General features: G+C 39.2%; 15 protein-coding genes and 2 pseudogenes. 13 read left to right on the top strand and 4 right to left on the bottom strand.

Annotated elements, in window-relative coordinates; translation table 11 throughout:
• Nucleotides 1-211: 211 nt before the first annotated feature.
• Together LM917_RS24605 and LM917_RS06500 are read left to right on the top strand one after the other, a co-directional pair.
• A complete protein-coding gene (locus LM917_RS24605) occupies nt 212-1399 on the top strand; it encodes a deaminase domain-containing protein (RefSeq protein ID WP_232696680.1) in 1188 nt (395 codons plus the stop codon).
• Nucleotides 1400-1416: 17 nt separating this feature from the next.
• Nucleotides 1417-1767, top strand: a complete 351-nt coding sequence (locus tag LM917_RS06500; protein WP_232696681.1) for an Imm3 family immunity protein — start codon at nt 1417-1419, stop codon at nt 1765-1767.
• A 350-nt stretch (nt 1768-2117) separates the two neighbouring features.
• Here LM917_RS06500 and LM917_RS06505 read toward each other — a convergent pair whose 3' ends face one another.
• Entirely contained in the window at nt 2118-2402 is a 285-nt protein-coding gene (locus LM917_RS06505) for a hypothetical protein (protein ID WP_232696682.1), read from the bottom strand.
• 175 nt (nt 2403-2577) lie between these two features.
• On the opposite strand from LM917_RS06505, the gene purU reads away from it, so the two are divergent.
• A complete protein-coding gene (gene purU, locus LM917_RS06510; RefSeq protein ID WP_232696683.1) occupies nt 2578-3477 on the top strand; it encodes a formyltetrahydrofolate deformylase in 900 nt (299 codons plus the stop codon).
• On the opposite strand, the gene LM917_RS06515 is transcribed toward purU, so the two are convergent.
• The 3 genes from LM917_RS06515 to LM917_RS06525 all read right to left on the bottom strand — a co-directional run bounded on the left by LM917_RS06515 (nt 3450) and on the right by LM917_RS06525 (nt 5756).
• The gene (locus LM917_RS06515; protein WP_232696684.1) at nt 3450-4151 is read right to left on the bottom strand and encodes an alpha/beta hydrolase; all 702 of its coding nucleotides are present in this window, start codon (nt 4149-4151) and stop codon (nt 3450-3452) included. The two genes, purU and LM917_RS06515, sit on opposite strands and share 28 nt — an antisense overlap.
• 222 nt (nt 4152-4373) lie before the next feature.
• Nucleotides 4374-5033 (bottom strand): CoA transferase subunit B, encoded by a 660-nt coding sequence (locus LM917_RS06520; RefSeq protein WP_232696685.1) that lies wholly within the window; start codon nt 5031-5033, stop codon nt 4374-4376.
• 27 nt (nt 5034-5060) lie between these two features.
• On the bottom strand, nt 5061-5756 hold the full coding sequence (locus tag LM917_RS06525) for a CoA transferase subunit A (protein ID WP_232696686.1): 696 nt from the start codon (nt 5754-5756) through the stop codon (nt 5061-5063).
• Between the two features lie 253 nt (nt 5757-6009).
• Between LM917_RS06525 and LM917_RS06530 the strand changes: the two genes are divergently transcribed.
• The 10 genes and pseudogenes from LM917_RS06530 (at nt 6010) to LM917_RS06575 (ending at nt 18480) form a co-directional block, all read left to right on the top strand.
• Complete coding sequence (locus LM917_RS06530) at nt 6010-6816, top strand: HAD family hydrolase (RefSeq protein ID WP_232696687.1); 807 nt, start codon at nt 6010-6012, stop codon at nt 6814-6816.
• Between the two features lie 136 nt (nt 6817-6952).
• Nucleotides 6953-7900, top strand: a complete 948-nt coding sequence (gene manA, locus LM917_RS06535; RefSeq protein WP_232696859.1) for a mannose-6-phosphate isomerase, class I — start codon at nt 6953-6955, stop codon at nt 7898-7900.
• A 351-nt stretch (nt 7901-8251) separates the two neighbouring features.
• A complete protein-coding gene (locus tag LM917_RS06540) occupies nt 8252-8722 on the top strand; it encodes a PTS sugar transporter subunit IIA (protein ID WP_232696688.1) in 471 nt (156 codons plus the stop codon).
• A gap of 17 nt (nt 8723-8739) precedes the next feature.
• The gene (locus LM917_RS06545; RefSeq protein WP_232696689.1) at nt 8740-9048 is read left to right on the top strand and encodes a PTS fructose transporter subunit IIB; all 309 of its coding nucleotides are present in this window, start codon (nt 8740-8742) and stop codon (nt 9046-9048) included.
• A gap of 19 nt (nt 9049-9067) precedes the next feature.
• Nucleotides 9068-10081: a PTS fructose transporter subunit IIC gene (locus LM917_RS06550; RefSeq protein WP_232696690.1), complete on the top strand. Its 1014-nt coding sequence runs from the start codon at nt 9068-9070 to the stop codon at nt 10079-10081.
• A 93-nt stretch (nt 10082-10174) separates the two neighbouring features.
• Nucleotides 10175-12808, top strand: coding sequence for a glycoside hydrolase family 38 N-terminal domain-containing protein (locus tag LM917_RS06555; protein ID WP_232696691.1), 2634 nt, complete (start codon nt 10175-10177; stop codon nt 12806-12808).
• 175 nt (nt 12809-12983) lie between these two features.
• The gene (locus LM917_RS06560; RefSeq protein ID WP_232696692.1) at nt 12984-14375 is read left to right on the top strand and encodes a C69 family dipeptidase; all 1392 of its coding nucleotides are present in this window, start codon (nt 12984-12986) and stop codon (nt 14373-14375) included.
• A 34-nt stretch (nt 14376-14409) separates the two neighbouring features.
• Entirely contained in the window at nt 14410-16383 is a 1974-nt protein-coding gene (locus LM917_RS06565; RefSeq protein WP_232696693.1) for a BglG family transcription antiterminator, read from the top strand.
• A 20-nt stretch (nt 16384-16403) separates the two neighbouring features.
• A pseudogene (locus LM917_RS06570) lies at nt 16404-17543 on the top strand (glycerate kinase).
• 136 nt (nt 17544-17679) lie between these two features.
• A pseudogene (locus LM917_RS06575) lies at nt 17680-18480 on the top strand (HAD family hydrolase).
• Nucleotides 18481-18645: the final 165 nt, after the last annotated feature.

An 18645-nucleotide genomic window follows, 5' to 3' on the forward strand; every position in this document is an offset into this window, starting at 1 on the left:
AATCAAAAACTAGATCTTGAAAAATCAGGTTATTTGTCGAAGGCTGACCCTCGCTTTCTTCCCATGACTAATTACCTTCTTTTCTAATCAAAATGACTAAAGAAACAGGAAGATAGAAGGTTGTGTCAATTGGTTTTTTTTTGGATTCTATTCCGTAGAACCTTGCAACATGTTGTTACACCAGATTGAAGGAGGCAAGGAGCGCATATAAGTGAGAATTCTCGTTGAACCTGAGCGATTAAGGCATCTAGCCCAACAGTTTAGAGAAGTTAATGATCACTGGCTAAGCTATGAAAAGAAGATTTTTGATTGCTTGGAACTTTGTCAAAATACAGAGTCAAGACGGATGAAAGAAATGTATGAATATGAATGGCCCATACTCATGAGTAATTTTCAGCTTCTATACCAAAGGTTAGAGGTGATCTCAGAGGAGCTGAGGGTAAAAGCAGATGCATTTCAAATGGCAGATGAGTTGGCAAGCGGTGCTCGTAATGATGTTAGTATGTGGGAATATTTTCAAGTAGGGGCGTGGGATGAAGGAAAAGCGATGCTACTTGGGGCAACTGACGCGATGTTACAAGATATCAGTTGGGGACTCACAGATAAAGTAGGGATAACAGGAGTTGCACCAGAAGGACAAGAAATGTTGTATTATTACACCAATACAGGTATGCATGGTGTGATTACTGCTGCAAGTCTCCGAGGTATGCAATCTTCGATAGAAGCAGCCAAAACCTCCGCTATTTCTTCGGTATCAGGATCGGGTGTTGCAGGAATAGGAGTAAGTGTTGCTTTTGCTGGTTTAGCTGCTGGCATGGCTATGACAGGAGCAACAGCAGGAAAGAATATAGTTAGCTCTGGGCAGAAGTATGCTGATGCGAAAGAGCAATATATGAATGTGAGAAATGGTGCTGAGGGGACGGGAAATGGTGGATACTTGTCGGGTATCCTAGATCGAGTTAAAGAATTACGGTCTCAGTTACCTAGTAAGTTGAAAAAGACAGGAAACTTTGGTTATGCTGAAGTAGATATTCAAGGTATTAATAAAAAGGAGTTTTTCGCTCATAGTTCAGTAAACGAAGTTACAGACAAGGGTGCACTGTCTGGTATCTCTTTGAAACCTCAGGGAGAGCCTACATTTAATGCTAAGAAGGTTGACCCCGATAACGCAAGGATTGATACACCTGAAGCATACTTAAGAGACTATGACACGGAGTACAAAATTTTAAATGATATTGCATCACAACTTGCAGGTAACAAGAATGCAAAAGGTACAATTAATCTGTTTACTGAGCGTCTTACCTGCCAAAGTTGCTCTGATGTAATAATGGCTTTTAGAAGAGAATATCCAAACATTACAGTAAATGTACTCACAAATGATGGTAAGGTAGTAAAATAGGCAGAGAGGAGAACACTATGCAAGAATGGGGCTATAACGAGCTAATAGAATATGTTGAAGAGGTATTTAGTAATTCAGTTAACGATGGATTAAATGCTCTGCAAGCTGGTGGACGATGTTTGTATGAGTTTGCAAATGTAATTGAAGAGGGCGAAACTGAGAAGACTATATTTTATATTTTTCTAGCTCTTCTACAAATTGACAAAGGAATATTATCCGCCCGAATCTATGAAGAAGTACAAAATATTATTAAGGTTTTTGATATTGATAACTTCGTTGGTGAGCTAGGCGTAGATGATGCTAAGGATTTAAGTCTACGTATTGAATCACTTAAAACAAAGATTAAGAGTGTTGAGGTTACTGGTTGAGTAGCGTTCGTCTTGTATTAATCTAGGCTGTGGGGGCTACCCAGTGCGGAATGAATGCGTCATTCAACCAATAACACATCTAACCCATGTAATACCCGTACAATGATTTCTTGAATTTGTTGTACGCACAAGAATGCTTTATTTTATAACCTAAATAACGCTATGCCGATACATTTAATAGGTCGATAATGGTCAGATACAACCATGATTGACCTGTTTTTTGTTATCTTCGCTTTCTCACAGTTTTTTGAAACAATCGCAACTGTAGACTGCGCCGCTCCGATAGGGAGGATGAGAAGCTAACCAATCGCACAGTGATATGCTTTTTGTATTTTGTCATACCATCTCTATTAGTAAAGCTCCATATACAAAAGAAACGACATCAGCATCAATGGCAAACCAGTAAGAAACAATTTGACCGCCATCAGCTTTTTGGTTATCGTATTTTTTGGCTTTTGCGGATATTTAGATGAGTCACTGGCAGAAGGATCAAAAAGATAAACGGTTAAGAGTGCACTGATTAACCAGCAGACGGTTCCAATGACTATAGCGATTTGCAAAAGTACCCTATCGTCTTGGACATACAAAGAGAACAAAAGAGAGAGCAATAAACCTATTCCAAATGACCTTAGCATATGTTCTCCTCCTTTGTTGTAAGTAACTACGAATTAGATTAAAGAATGGTTACAATTTTACATAACAGCGTAATAATTCTTTCATCGATCAATATAATTTTATCGTAATTGAATAATTGGAGAACAGTATAGAAAGTGCTATACTTTGGAGAAAAAAAGTGGAGGGTTTCCAATCATGCAACATGTTTCTGACACGCAGTGGAATGAATATAAGCAAAAACATGAAGATACGGCTCGAATGCTAATCACTTGCCCTGACCAACCAGGTATTGTTTCAACCGTCTCCCAGTATTTATATGAGCAGGGTGCCAATATCATTCAATCGGACCAGTACACCACAGATCCTGAGGGTGGACGTTTTTTTATGCGCATTGAATGTAAGCTGAATGGCTTACCTGCTAAATTGGAGCAGGTTCGCACGGGATTCGCTCCTATCGGTGAGAAATTCCAAATGGAGTGGCAACTGATTGAAGTGTGCAAGCGCAAACGGATGGCGATTTTTGTATCGAAAGAAGACCATTGCTTACTAGAGCTTCTGTGGCAATATCAAGCTGGATATCTGCATGCTGACATTGCGATGGTGGTAAGTAATCATAATGATATGCGCGAGACTGTAGAGAGTATGAATATTCCATTCTACCATATCCCTGTTACCAAGGATAACAAGGTAGAAGCAGAGCGCAAGCAAATTGAACTGATCAAAGGAAACGTAGATATGATCGTGCTAGCACGTTATATGCAAATTCTTTCTCCTACTTTCCTAGAGGATTTCCCGTGCCAAATTATTAATATTCATCATTCATTCCTGCCAGCCTTCGTGGGTGCCAAACCATATGAAAGAGCGTTCGAACGTGGGGTAAAATTAATTGGAGCAACAGCTCACTACGTAACAGAGGAGCTGGATGCTGGTCCAATTATTGAGCAAGGAGTAGAAAGAGTGACGCATCGAGATGATGTAAACGGACTGAAACAACTCGGAAAACAAATTGAGCGTACTGTTCTGGCACGTGCTGTTCATTGGCATTTGGAAGATCGTGTTCTCGTTTATCAAAATAAAACGGTGGTATTACCATAGCTGTCGGGAAACTGCCTCATCAGCATCTCATCGATATAGTGAATAACCTGCTCTGTTTCCGGTCCAAGCAGGATGACATGACCAGAGTGATTGAAATACTTAACCTCAACATGCTTACTTGAAACATGCTGACGTAGTTTATCTGCACTAGTTGCCTTAACAGTATCATCGCGTAATCCCTGGATGATGTAATAAGGACAGGTAATCTGTGGCAAAATCGGCTTGGTTTCCGAAAGCAACCGTCTGAAATGCAGCATACTGGAAAAGGGGATTCGAACCAGACTGTTCCAATATTTTTTGCTAGATGAGATAAAATCATCTTTCATGTAAAGGAAGGCTTGTCGTGCATCCCAATAATGGTAAGGGGTACATAGTGTAAAAAGCAGGTCGACTTGTCTGGTTGCCGCCAGGTGAAAAGAGAGTAAACCCCCCATAGAAAAGCCGATCACCACAATGGTATCTACCTGTTCAGCCAGCTGTTGATAGAAGGCTTCGGCAGTTTGAACCCACTGCTCACGAGATGATTGTTGCAAGTGTAGTCGATCTCCATCATGGCCAGCCAGAGTAGGTGCCACAACTAGATGACCCCTGTTCCGTAAAAATTGGATAAGGGGAGAGACATCAGCTATACTTCCGGCAAAACCGTGAAGGACCAGAAATCCGAGAGAGGGCATTTACTTTCCTTCTTTCCTTTTGGTTTATACTGATAGTTTACCTGATTGCAGGAGAAAAAACAGGATCATCAAGCGGTATATTGCTTGATGATCCTGTTTAGTATTTGACAGATAAGAATTGATAAAAATTCTTATCTGCATAAGTGCAACTAAGGCTTTGCCAGCGCCAAAGGCTTGGCAAAGCCAAGTTTTCTAATTCGTTTTACGTTATAGCAAGCTTTATTACGATGCGGATACTGTTTTAACACCCTCAGCTACTTTAAAGGAAGCAGCCGTGCATTCTTTAATATCTTCCACTGTAAAACCATCTACCACTTCAATCAATAGCAGTCCTTCTGATGTTACATCAAAAACAGCACGATCTGTGATGATGCGATTAATAACCTGTTTTCCTGTAAGCGGTAAGGTGCACTCAGGTAGCACTTTGCTCTCCCCGTGCTTGTTCACATGGTCCATGATTACGACGATCTTTTTCGCACCATGCACGAGATCCATGGCTCCGCCCATTCCTTTAACCATCTTGCCAGGAATCATCCAGTTAGCCAAATCACCTTTTTCGGATACTTCCATCGCTCCAAGGATAGCTAGATCGATGTGACCACCGCGAATCATCGCAAACGATTCTGCGGATGAGAAGAAGGAGGCACCTGGAATTGCTGTTACGGTTTCCTTACCGGCATTGATCAGGTCAGGATCAATGTCGTCCTCATATGGATACGGGCCAATACCTAGTAGTCCGTTCTCAGATTGAAGAACAACCGTTTTACCTTCTTCTATATAGTTAGCTACTAATGTTGGCATGCCAATTCCCAAATTTACATAAAAACCATCTTCTATTTCCTGTGCGGCACGCATGGCCACTTGCTCACGTGAAAGCGTCATGGATCATACCCTCCTTATCTAGTCCCGTTAGGCTTTTTGTACCGTGCGACGTTCAATGCGTTTTTCAAAAGAAGGAGCTTGAATAATGCGTTGAACATACACACTTGGTGTATGAATGTGGTCAGGATTCAATTCTCCCACTTCAACAATTTCTTCTACTTCAACCAACGTGATTTTACCGGCAGAAGCCATCATTGGGTTAAAGTTCTGAGCAGTTTTATCAAAGATTAAATTCCCTAGTTTGTCTGCCTTCCAAGCCTTAATTAAAGCGAAATCACCAGTAATCGCTGGCTCTAGCAAATACTCTTTGCCATTGAATACACGGGTTTCACGACCTTCGGCAATCGGAGTGCCTACGCCAGCCGGAGTATAAAATGCAGGGATTCCAGCGCCACCAGCACGGATGCGTTCAGCAAGTGTACCTTGTGGAGTTAATTCAACCTCCAGCTCTCCTGAAAGGAATTGACGTTCGAATTCCTTGTTTTCTCCTACATAGGAGCTAACCATTTTTTTAATCTGTTTTTCCTGTAACATGAGACCAAGTCCCCAATCATCTACGCCACAGTTATTGGAAACAACAGTTAAATCTTTTACCCCTTTATCACGTAATGCAATAATTAAATTTTCAGGGATTCCACAGAGTCCAAAGCCGCCTACAAGTAGCGTAGCTCCGTCATGAATATCTGCAACCATGTCGCTATACGATTGAAAAATTTTTGCCAAGATGCACCTCTCCCTCCATATTGGAAAAAGCAAATAATTCCTCTACAAGTTGTTTATGTAATGTAAGCGTTTTACACATTAATTTTATCAGAACATTGCAAAATATAAAAGGTTATAACGTATCGGACAACTGTAAATGACCAAACCTGAAAAAGTTCTTGTAAAACTGATGCTCACTGTCAAAACCCAAAAATTTAGGGTAAGATAACACAAGAGAGAGAAATGAGTGAGGATTTGGAAGGAGAATTACTATATGATTAAAATGTTTATCAGTGATCTGGATGGAACCTTACTCACTGATCACAAGACTATTAGGACAGAAGATAGTGAGGGATTACTCTACTTGGCAGAAAAGGGAGTAGATATTTGCTTTGCTTCTGGTCGAATTGACAATGATATTAAATGGGCCATACAAGAAATGAATTGCAGGAGCCATCGAATCAGCCAAAACGGTGGACACATTATTAATTATGAAGGTCTGGTGTTACATTCAAGAGATTTTGAACCTGAAATGGCTCATAAATTATGTGAAGCGGCAAAAGAATTTGATGCTTTAGGGTTCGTTTCAGCAAATGAACAGATTTTCTTAAATCAGAAATCTAGCTACAGACCTGAAATTAATCCTGGCTTAAGCAGTCCAATTATAGAAGAATTGGATCTTCATCTGCGGTTTGGAGATGAGCTTCGCCCTACCAAACTCACATATGTGGGGGAATTAGAAACATTAAAGAGACTGCAACAGAAGCTACATGAAGAGTTCCCTGAGCAGTTCGACTCTTATATTTCATTTAGCGATTGCCTTGATCTCATGCCGCTGCATGTAAGTAAAGGAAATGCGGTTAATTTCCTGATGAAAGAATTAGGTCTTACTAAGGATGAAGTCGTCTGTATTGGCGATTCCTACAATGATATACCGATGTTTAATGTGGTGACGAACAGCTTTGCTATGGAACATGCCGATGATGAAGTGAAACAGCATGCTACACACATTGTGAAAAGTGTGCGAGAAGCGTGTGAATGGGTTAGCAAAGAAAACGGCTATGCACGGATTTCTTTCTAAATAGATAAGACACCTCTTCTGTATGGTAGTGTTTGCTCATCACATTCACGTAACCAAACAAAGCGGTGTTTTTCTATTTTTTCAAGAAAAATGAGGACAATAGTTTTAAAAATTGGATATACTTCTGGAGGTATTCATTTTGCAACCATTATTTTTAAAACCAGTTTTCAAAGAAAGAATTTGGGGCGGTATAGCTTTACAGGAAGAATTCGGCTATGAAATTCCAAATGATCAAACAGGGGAATGTTGGGCAATTTCCGCACATCCAAATGGACCTTCTATTATTGAAAATGGACCGTATGCAGGTATGGCCTTAGACGAGTTATGGCGTGAATATCCAGAGCTGTTTGGAAACCCGAAGGAAGAAGTTTTTCCACTATTAACGAAGATATTGGATGCGAACATGGATTTATCTGTTCAGGTCCATCCAGAAGATTCTTATGCGAAGGTTCATGAAAATGGTGATCTTGGCAAAACAGAATGCTGGTATATCCTTGACTGTAAAGAAGAGGCCGACATGATTTTCGGCCACAATGCCAATACCAAAGAAGAATTAATCGAGCAAATTAACGAAGGTAAATGGAATGAGCTACTGCGCCGAGTGAAAATCAAGCCAGGCGACTTTTTCTTCGTTCCAAGTGGAACTATCCACGCATTATGTGAAGGAACGCTGGTGTTAGAAACTCAGCAAAGCTCTGATACAACCTACCGGGTATATGATTATGACCGTCGGGATGCGGACGGGAATTTGCGAGAACTTCACTTGCAAAAAGCGATTGATGTGACAACTGTGCCTCATCAGGACAGTGAAATTACTCCTAAAGTTCAGGAGCAGGAGAATGTAACCATCACAACGTTTGTGGAGTCTAAGTTTTTCTCCGTATGTAAATGGGATGTTCGAGGAAAATCTTCTTTTTCATTTCATGATCAATATTTGCTTCTAAGTGTCATCAAGGGTGAGGGGACACTTGTTCACGATGGGGAGCAATATCCATTGAACAAGGGAACACATTTCATTGTTCCAGTGGGATTAGGAGAATTTGAAATTTACGGAACTTGTGAATTGATTGTTTCACATACATAAAGATCGCTTGAATGTGATTCAGTGCTAAAGCATATTAAAAACAAAAAAGCGTGACGATCCTTTGAATTATTGGATCGTTACGCTTTTTTATTTTTGTATTAGTTAGAAACGTACCAGGCAGAAGCACTCAGCTTTTTATACTTTCTGATACAGGTAAGAACTAAATAAGGTGCTAATACTAGCAATGATACGGTTTGTAACCGTTTCCTAAAAGAAAAGGAAAAGAATTAATTTTTATTTGAACTCGAAAATATATAAAATTCAAGGTGTAGAAGATAACGTTATTATTGTAAAGGGTTTCAAAATTAAAATTCAGTTCAAAAAATTTAACACAAGATAGAAGGTGAAGAGTTGGAAATCATATCATTGATTAATGAAGACTTGATTGAGTTAAACTTGGAAGCTACCACCCAAAAAGAAGTGATTTCTCAATTAACTTCGTTACTAGGACAACAAGGAAGAATTGATTCTGAGTCTGCATTTATCCAAGGAGTTCTTGAAAGAGAATCAGAGTTTTCTACAGGTTTTGGCAATGGGTTTGCTATTCCGCACTGTAAAAGCGATACAGTGAAAACGGCGAGCGTTATTATCGGGAAGACGAAAAACGGGATTGAATGGAATTCATTAGATAATAGCCCTGTTACTTTTATTATCATGCTTGCAATACCAGCAGCAGAAGGTGCAACTACTCATCTTCAAATTCTAGCAACGCTATCTGGTAAATTAATGGACGATGAGTTTCGGGATCAGCTCATGAATGCTACACAACCCGAACAAATTCTGGACTTATTAGATGAATTAACTACTCAAAAAACAAACTAAGAAAAGGTGAGATTATCATGAAAATTATCGCAATTACAGCTTGCCCAGCAGGAGTAGCGCATACAAATATGGCTGCAGCTGCATTAGAAAATACAGCTAAAAAGATGGGCCTTCAAATTAAGGTTGAAAAGCAGGGTGCAATGGGAATCGAAAATTCTATTTCAGCTAAAGAAGTAGCAGAGGCAAATGTTCTTATTTTAGCTGTTGATACAGCGATTGCAAAATCTGATCGTTTCAATGAAATTCCTACTATTAAGGTTCCAGTAGCGGAAGCGGTAAAAAATCCGCAAGAACTCATCAATAAAGCACTTGAGTTAGTGAAATAAAAGGGGGAGAAATTCACAAATGAAAAAATTCCTTGAAGAAGCTAAAACTCATTTAATGACCGGTGTTTCCTATATGTTACCGTTTGTTGTTGCTGGAGGTCTGCTCCTAACCATTGGCCTACTTCTAGGCGGTGGTGAACAAGAGGCAGGTTTTGCTAAACAAACTGTTAAAACAGGAGTATTAATTTTCTCGTTAATGGTTCCAGCAATGGCTGGTTATATGGCTTATTCCATCGCAGATCGCCCAGGTATTGCTCCCGGGATGGTTGGCGGATTGATTGCAAATGAAATTGGCGCAGGGTTTTTAGGTGGTATCGTTGCAGGTTTCCTTGCTGGGTATATTGTTAATTTTATTAAAAAGCTTCCTATGCATCAGTATTTAGCTGCTCTAAAACCAATTATTGTGATTCCCCTATTAGGTGTGGGAGCGGTGTCCTTATTAATGTATATCATTGGTCAGCCAATTGCGGTTGCTTCGAAAGGTTTAGAAGGCTGGTTAACAGCTATGAGTGGTGGAAATTTAGCTTTACTTGGACTTATTATTGGTGCGATGATGGCGTTTGATATGGGTGGACCGATTAATAAAGTAGCGTTTGCATTCTGTGTAGGTATGTTAAATCAAGGCATTTATGCTCCAATGGCAGCTTGTTGGATTGGTATTATGACACCACCAATTGGACTAGCTCTTGCAACAAGAATTGCACCAAAGAAATTTACAGTTGGAGAAAGACAGAGTGCTCTTCCTACAACGATCATGGGCGCGACAGGGATTACCGAAGGTGCGATTCCATTTGCCGTAAGTGCACCCCTTCAAGTCATTCCAGCAATTGTTGTTGGTTCAGCAGTAGGTGGTGCATTAGCAATGGCACTTGGTGCAGCAGCCCCTGTACCTAGTGGTGGAGTATTCGTTATACCGTTCTTTATTAAACCATTCATGTTCTTACTTGCTTTTGCTGCTGGAATTATTACAACTGCATTAATGACAGTATTCTTAAAAAAGAATATTGAAGAAGAAGAAGTAACTTACTCGTAAGAAACTGTATAAAAATATAAATCGAATTTCGCTGAGGGGACTGTTACAGGACCCTCTTTTAGATTAAAAACTCATGGTTCTGGAGGTTTTTATATGAATTTTCATGTCATCTCCCATACACATTGGGATCGAGAGTGGCACCAAACCTATCAGCAATATCGTGTGAAATTAATCCTTTTTATGGATGAATTATTTGAGCTATTAGAAACTAGTCCTACCTATACGTCATTTTTATTAGATGGACAAACGATCGTGTTAGAGGATTATTTAGAAATTAAACCGAGCAATCGGGATAGAATTAAACAGCTTGTTAAAGAAGGACGTCTCATTATTGGTCCTTGGTACATCCAACCGGATGAGTTTACTCCAAGTGGAGAATCGCTTATTCGAAATTTGTTAATTGGTCAGAAAATTGGTGATGAGTTCGGTCCGTCGATGCAAATCGGTTATTTGCCAGATTCATTTGGTCAAGCTGCGCAAATTCCTCAGGTTTTAAGCGGGTTTGGAATGAATTATGCATTGTTTTGGCGTGGGATTACCAACGAAGAAACAGAAAAAACCGATTTCTGGTGGGTAGGTCCCGATGGTTCAAAGGTACTGACAACTCATCTCCCATTAGGCTATGGAAATGGACGAATGCTTTCAACCAATTTTGAACAGAATGTAGAAATAATCGAAGAGAATCACAACAAATTAAAAGATATGGCCACCACTTCAAGCATGTTATTGATGTGTGGATTTGACCAAAGAAGCGCAAATAAAGATCTCCCTGAAATAATTGATGAGCTAAATAAACATTATGCTGAGCATGGAAGTAAATTTGAAGTAAGGTTGAGTCGTTTACAAGATTATTTTGAAGAAATTTCACGTGATTCAAAACAACTAGAGACCCTTTCAGGGGAATTTAGAAAAGGTAAAAATATGCGCGTGCATGTAAGTATTGCATCTACTCGTTTAGATTTGAAAAAGAAAAATTTTGAGGTTCAAAATCTATATGAGAAATATGTAGAGCCTTTAAACTCCGTATCATTTTTACTTGGCAGTCATTATGATAATGATGTCATTAATAAAGGCTGGAAATACATGATGCAAAATCATGCTCATGATTCTATTTGTAATGTTTGTACAGATGCCACTCATCAAGAGATGGATATGAGATATGAATTTGCTAAGCAAATTGGCGAGTCCGTTCAGAAAACAGCAACGGAAGAGTTACTAAGCAAAATTAAGTTCCAAGATAATGGTGTTCCGTTAGTAGTCTTCAATACACTTGGTCATAAAAGGAAAAATCTTGCGAAAGCAACGCTGCATCTAACATCCAAAGAATTTACGATTGTTGATTATAATGGTAATGAAGTACCGTATCAAATCATTGAAACAAAAGAAGAGAATTTAAATGATAAACAGATTGAAATTGGTGTGAAAAATGACGATCAATTTGTTTTTACCACTACGATTAAATTTGTAGCAGAAGTAGAGGGCTTTGGGTTTAGCACCTATTACGTAAGAGAAAAAGCGACAATGTCCAATACGTTTGCAGATGTTTACCAAAATGGAACATTTGTAAATGATTTTATGGAAGTCATCATCGAAAAAAATGGAGCATTAACGATAAAAGAAAGAAAATCGGGAGCCATTTTTGAAGGATTACATGTTTTTGAAGAAGGTGGAAATGCCGGAGATGAATATGATTTCTCGCCACCTAGGGAAGATGTCATTATCACTACAAGAGAAACGGTTCCAGAAATTTCGGTTGTTCACAATGGTCCAATCTTTTCGACGGTAAAAATATCCTATCAACTGGAATTTCCTGTAAATACAGATGTTAATAGCCGTTCAGTAGAAATGAAAGCTTCTACAATCGAGTCGTATGTGACCGTTAATCGTTATGAAGACCGCGTCGATATCAAAACGGTGATTGATAATACAGTTAAAAACCATCGAATTCGCGCATTATTTGATTCAGGCATCAAAACGAAAACGCATATCGCTGACCAACAATTTGGCACGATTCGCCGTGATAACTATTTAGAGCAGGTTGAATACTGGGAGCAAGAAAATTGGGAAGAAAAATATTATCCAATTTATCCACAGCAGAAATTCATTGATGTATCAGATGATCAAAAAGGGATCGCAATTCTAAATAAAGGTCTGCCGCAATATGAGATTTTACATGGGGGGGAACCAACGATTGCTCTTACGCTACTTGCAGGAACAGATTATATGGGTAAACAAGATTTAGTTGATCGCCCTGGAAGACGTTCAGGTCTCCATGTTGAAACCCCAGATAGTCTCCTTTTGGGCAAGCATGAAATGGAATATTCGATTATTCCGCACCCTGGTAATGAAGTGGAAGCAAACATTGGCATTAAATCCAGTGAATTTACAACACCGTTTGTGACTGTACCAGTAAGTGTGAAGTCAGACTCTGCTTCTTTACATCATCAGTGTATGTTTATTCGCATTGATGATAATGGTATGGCTATTAGCGCCGTAAAAAAATCTGAATTTGATAATAGTCTGCTACTAAGAATATTTAATACAACAAATCAACCAATTGATGCGGTAAAAGTTGAAATCAATCGTGAACTTTTCAAAGCTATTAAACTTGTTGATTTGAATGAGACTCTTATCACAGTGATGGATGAGCGAATCCAAATTGAAAACCATGAAATCCAATTAAAAGACATTCGTTCGAACGAAATTTTTAGTTTCAAATTATCTTAGAATGAAAGGAGATACCTAATTAATTGAGTGATAAAGTCAACTCTTTTTAGGGGTATCTCTTTCTTTTTAACAGATGAAATTTATAAAAATTCTTATCTGCATAAGTGCAACTAAGGCTTTGCCTGCGCCAAAGGCTTGGCAAAGCCAAGTTTTCTAATGTCCGGAGGGATAATAAATGTGTGATAACTTAGTTGTATTGCCAGAATACACTAGTCAATCTCGCATGCTTGTTGCGAAGAATAGTGATCGACCTGCTTATGAAAGTCAGCCACTTGTATATAATCAGCGGCAATCACATGAAAATGGTAACATGTTAGAATTAGCTTATCTGAAGATTCCTCAAGTGGATGAAACGCTTTTAACCATTGGGTCGTCGCCTTTTTGGTGCTGGGGCTTTGAGCAAGGCATTAATGAGCACGGTGTTGCCATTGGGAATGAGGCTATTTTTACAAAGGATCTGAAAGAAAGTGCGGCTGATCCTGATAAACAAAAAGGGATTTTGGGCATGGAGCTTGTTCGCCTTGGTCTAGAAAGAGGTAAAACGGCCAAAGAGTCCTTGGAAGTTATAACGACGTTAATTGAAGAGTATGGTCAATGGGGCAGCGCGGTCGTGGGAGAGGAGAAGCCTTACAACAATTCTTTCATTATCGCAGATTCAACAGAAGCGTGGCTTCTTGAAACAGTGGATCACGATTGGGTAGCCAAAAGAATTCAAGATAAGTTCCATTCGATCTCGAATGAAATGAGTATTCGTGATGAGTGGGAATTAAAAAGTGAGGGCTTTATTGAAAAGGCCGTTCATTCGAATTGGATTGGTCGTCATGAGGAATTTGATGCTTCCTATGCTTATACTGATTTTACAAATTCGTTGCAGGTTTCCCATATTCGTGTCCAGCGTACGAAACAATTACTTAGTAATAAATTGGGGCAGATTGATGTCAATTGGCTTAAACGTATCTTACGAGATCATTATGAAGATACCTTCTTAGAAGGACCATTTTTTAATGCAGCATTGCCAGATTTCCAAACAATCTGTATGCATTCGTCTCCTGCCAATTTTACATGGGGAATTACCGCTTCGTCGACGATATTTGAACTTCCAGAGGATAAATGGCATTTTCCACTTATTTGGTGGTCACCTGCAACTCCTTGTACAGGGCTATATCTGCCGATTTTTATGTGTGAACAGGAGTTTCCGGAAATTCTCTCCAATGCCGGAACGGTGAAAGAGAAGACAGCCGATCCTTCAAAATCTGAACATGATCAATCGGCAAAAAACTCGTATTGGTGGGTGTTCCGGGATTTGCTTGATGAAATAAAAGGTAATGAAAATGGGGATTTATTTAATAACAATAAGGAAATTGCTAGAAAAACCTTTGATCGGTTAGAGCAGAAATGGATGACCTTAATACGTGACATTGAAGAAGAGGCAGCCATTCTTAACAGAGCTGGTAAACGAAAAGCAGCAATCACACTAGTTACGGCTTTTTCAAATGAATGTGTTGAAGAAGCAATCGATGCTATCCGGGAGATTCGAAAGCAAATAGACACAACAGTTGTGTCATAAAAAGTTCTTATTCGTTTAGTAAGGGGGGGAAGTTATGTATGTTTTAAACAGCCGTCTTAAGTCATTGATAAAAGAATTGCTATCACATAAGAAACCTGTGACCAGTGAATACTTGGCTAAAGTAATCGGTGTCACTTCCCGAACGATAAGAAATGATGTGAAAGCATTAAATCTCGAATTGAAAAAAATCGGTGTCCAAATTGAAGCAAATCGAGGTGTTGGGTATTTTATTGATCCATCGCTTGGACAGCCTGTAATAGAATTAATCGAAGAACTCTTTATGCTCCAGGAAGAGGAGCAAGGAAATACACCTGTATTGCCAGAGGAACGAGTTTTATTTATTTTAAAAAGCATTATTATGGCGGAAGATTTCATTGCTACGGAAAAGCTTGCAAATGAACTGTTTGTGAGTAAATCAACTGTTGATAATGACTTGAAACAAGTAGAGAAGCTATTAGAAAAATACGACTTAACATTGTTTAAAAAGCAAAACTACGGAATCAAATTGACTGGAAACGAAATGAATATTCGTTTTTGTTTGTCTGAAAGCCTAGCGAATATGAGAAATGAACAAGCTCAGCTTGAAATCGATTCTAACGCTATTATTTCAGATGTGAACGTCGAAGAAATAAAAGCGATCACAAAGAAACATATTGATGAGCTACCAATTAGTATGGCCGAGCTACCATTCAATAATTTAGTGATGCATATTGCGATTGCGATCCAGAGAATCAAAAAGGGTAAAAATGTTGAAGTAGGTACGATCAAACTCGATCAAATAGAAGATCAGGTTGAATACGAGGTAGCAAAAAGAATTGTCGAGTCGATTGAAAAGAAATTTTCGATAAAAATACCTATAGGTGAAGAAGCATATATCACGATTCATTTGCTAGGTGCGAAACATTTTGAAGATCAGAATTTAGCAGAGGCTGACTCTGTTGATTTGGTAGGAGAGAGTCACTATCAATTAGTGGTTGATATTCTTTCAGAAATCAATCAGGTTTACCAGATTGATTTACTGGAGGACCAGGAGCTCATTTATGGGTTAGGGCTTCACTTGCGTTCGGCCATCAACCGATTAAAATATCGAATGAACTTGCGAAATCCAATGTTAAAGGAAATAAAAAATAAGTATCCGTTTTCCTTTGAGTTGGGGATTGTCGCAGCGGAAATCATTCAGAATAACAGCACGCTTATCGTTAATGAAGATGAAATTGGTTATATTGCAATTCATTTAGAAGCAGCCGTTGAGCGAATGAAGAATAAAAAACGGCGAGAAGTGAAACGGGTAGCTATCGTTTGTGCCTCTGGTTTAGGTACTGCCAAGCTCTTAGCAGCAAGTGTAGAGAGTGTGTTTCCTGGAATAGACATTGTTGGAACCTATCCTTCCTATTCCATAAAGAACATTAATAAAGAATCCGTAGATTTAATCTTAAGTACCATTCCGATTAATGAAAAAACTCCAATTCCGGCACTTCACATTAACACCTTATTAACGGAAAAGGATATTGAGAAGGTTAAAGAGCATATTTCAAGCAAGTATTTACATGAAGATGAAAAAAAGTCATTTCATACACTGCAAAAATTATTTAGTGACGAGTTATTTTTTACCGAGATTGATCAAAAAAATCCAACTGAAATTATAAAATCATTATCAACGATTCTAAATAGTAATGGCTATGTCGATGATTCCTTTCAACAATCTGTCCTTGAGCGGGAAGAAATCTCCCCTACATCGATTGGTAATCTTGTTGCGATTCCTCATCCATTGAAACCAAATGCTCTCGGGTCCTGTATCGCTATTGGGATTCTAAAAAAATCAGTAAAATGGGGAGAACAATCGGTTCAATTGGTACTATTGTTAGCATTGAATGAGAAGGACAAGGAAGAATTTAGCCACCTTTTTAATCATTTATGGAAGATCGTACAAAACAAAAAATTGGTTGATGAGCTTTGTTCTAAGGAGGATTTCGTTGATTTTATCAATCTATTTTACTCAGTAAAGTAAAGGTAGAAGGAATGATAATTATGAAAGTTGTTATCGCACCAGATTCTTTTAAAGAGAGCTTATCTGCTATCGAGGTTGCGAATGCTGTTGAAGAAGGATTTCGCGAAATTTTTCCTGACGCTGTTTACGTAAAGGTTCCGATGGCAGATGGCGGGGAAGGGCTCGTCCATTCATTAGTCAATTCATTAGACGGACAGATGATCAAACATGAGGTAACCGGCCCGCTCGGTAAAAAAGTGGAAGGGTTCTTTGGATTAATCCATGATGGGAAAATGGCTGTGATCGAAATGGCAGCTGCTGCTGGATTACATTTAGTTTCACGAGAAGACAGAAATCCACTGAACACAACAACCTATGGAGTTGGAGAATTAATCTTAGCTGCTCTCGATCTCCATGTGGATCGAATTATCTTGGGACTCGGGGGAAGTTCGACAAATGATGGTGGAGCAGGGATGGTTTAGGCCTTAGGCGGAAAATTGCTCGATGTGGACGGTCATGAAATTGGTTTTGGCGGGGGAGCATTGTCCAGTTTGCATTCTATTAATAATGAGGGATTAGATCCACGATTGTCTGCAATTACTTTTGAGGTAGCATGTGATGTCGAGAACCCATTACTAGGGGCAACAGGTGCTTCTGCTGTATTTGGGCCGCAAAAAGGGGCAACAGAAGAAATAGTGAGTGTCCTCGATCAGAACCTTGACCACTTTGCAAAAGTAATAGAAAGAGATTTAGGTGTGAATGTTAGTAGCATTCCCGGATCAGGCGCTGCAGGAGGATTAGGTGCGGGGTTACTGGCTTTTCTTCCATGTTCTTTGAGAAAAGGGATAGAGATTGTGGTTGAGGCTACGAGCTTGGAAGACCATGTTCGAGATGCAATCCTTGTCATAACTGGAGAAGGGAAAATCGACAGCCAAACAATCTATGGAAAAACGCCGATTGGTGTTGCTAGGGTAGCCAAAAAGCATAACGTTCGTGTTATCGCGCTAGCTGGGTCACTTGCTGATGGCTATGAAGCTGTCTATAATCATGGAATAGACGCAGTGTTTAGTGTAGTCCCTGGAATAACCACACTAGAAGTGGCTTTGGAAAATGCGTATCGAAACATCGTTAGTGCTTCGCGAAATATCGCGGGTGTTTTAGCGGTATCTAAAAGTGAATAAGCTTTTACCCAAACTATGAAGTGACTAAAAAGGATTTTCTTTTCATTCCTGTAGCTGGGGCATATAATATGTTTGGTAAAAAGATAACATTATAACATCCTAGTTCAGACAGAGGGGAATGTCAGAGTTGATTAAAATGTTTGTTAGTGATCTGGATGGTACATTGTTTCAAGGTCAGATTGGTGTGAGTGAAGAGGATAAAGCAGCATTAAACAACTTGCATGATCAAGGTGTAGAAATCTGCATTGCAACTGGAAGACAGGATGACGAGATCCTTGATGTTGCTAACCAGCTAGGATTTCCCGTGCATCGAATCAGCCAGAATGGTGCATATGTCTTTGATAAGAATGGCAAGCTTTTGTACGAGGCAGCCTTCTCTTTGCGTACAGCGAAAAAGATTTATGAAGCGGGGAAACCATTTGATTTTGCTTGTCAGGTTTCTATTGGACAAAATATCTATACCACTAAAATCACTAAACATACCGCATCTGTAGCTGATAGATTGTTAGTTCCACTCATCCATGATCCAGATTTATGGGAGAAGATTAATGAGCAGAATGTACCAGGAAAGATCAGCTTCATTGGAGAATTGGATCAAATCTTAGAACTGTGAACACATATAAGTGAGCAGGTATCAGATCCTTATGTTTCTTACATTGCTGACAAGGATTGCATCGATTATATGCCACATAACGTCAGCAAGGGTAACGGTTTGCAGATCCTGCTCGAAACGCTTAAAATCGAGCCTGAGGAGTGCGCATGTGCGGGTGATGCCTTCAATGATGTATCGATGATGATGCTGGTCCAACATAGCTTCGCGATGTCACATAGTTACCCTGAGGTGAAGAAAGCGGCCCGTTATGAAGTAGAGACGGTTGCAGATGCTATTGATTACCTTTGGGATGTAGAACATCTTCGAAAAGTAGCTTGTAAATAAGAGTTTAAATAGAAGTAATAGCCGAAAATTATATGGAATAAGCCATTTTAGCCATGCAGGTGAACGAATCACACTGCAATGGAGAGAATGGCTTTTCTTATTGTAAGGATAAGATGGTTTTAACCACTGATGTTACATGTACGAGTATTGAATACTATTTTTATC

It is taken from the genome of Brevibacillus daliensis (genome assembly GCF_021245735.1).
Taxonomy (GTDB): Bacteria; Bacillota; Bacilli; order Brevibacillales; family Brevibacillaceae; genus Brevibacillus_B; species Brevibacillus_B daliensis.

Bases quoted from the DNA above. Each gene is read 5' to 3' on its own strand.
- LM917_RS06500 (WP_232696681.1), top strand. From the start codon at position 1,417: ATGCAAGAATGGGGCTATAACGAGCTAATAGAATATGTTGAAGAGGTA.
- LM917_RS06505 (WP_232696682.1), bottom strand. From the start codon at position 2,402: ATGCTAAGGTCATTTGGAATAGGTTTATTGCTCTCTCTTTTGTTCTCT.
- purU (WP_232696683.1), top strand. From the start codon at position 2,578: ATGCAACATGTTTCTGACACGCAGTGGAATGAATATAAGCAAAAACAT.
- LM917_RS06515 (WP_232696684.1), bottom strand. From the start codon at position 4,151: ATGCCCTCTCTCGGATTTCTGGTCCTTCACGGTTTTGCCGGAAGTATA.
- LM917_RS06520 (WP_232696685.1), bottom strand. From the start codon at position 5,033: ATGACGCTTTCACGTGAGCAAGTGGCCATGCGTGCCGCACAGGAAATA.
- LM917_RS06530 (WP_232696687.1), top strand. From the start codon at position 6,010: ATGATTAAAATGTTTATCAGTGATCTGGATGGAACCTTACTCACTGAT.
- LM917_RS06545 (WP_232696689.1), top strand. From the start codon at position 8,740: ATGAAAATTATCGCAATTACAGCTTGCCCAGCAGGAGTAGCGCATACA.
- LM917_RS06550 (WP_232696690.1), top strand. From the start codon at position 9,068: ATGAAAAAATTCCTTGAAGAAGCTAAAACTCATTTAATGACCGGTGTT.
- LM917_RS06555 (WP_232696691.1), top strand. From the start codon at position 10,175: ATGAATTTTCATGTCATCTCCCATACACATTGGGATCGAGAGTGGCAC.
- LM917_RS06560 (WP_232696692.1), top strand. From the start codon at position 12,984: ATGTGTGATAACTTAGTTGTATTGCCAGAATACACTAGTCAATCTCGC.
- LM917_RS06565 (WP_232696693.1), top strand. From the start codon at position 14,410: ATGTATGTTTTAAACAGCCGTCTTAAGTCATTGATAAAAGAATTGCTA.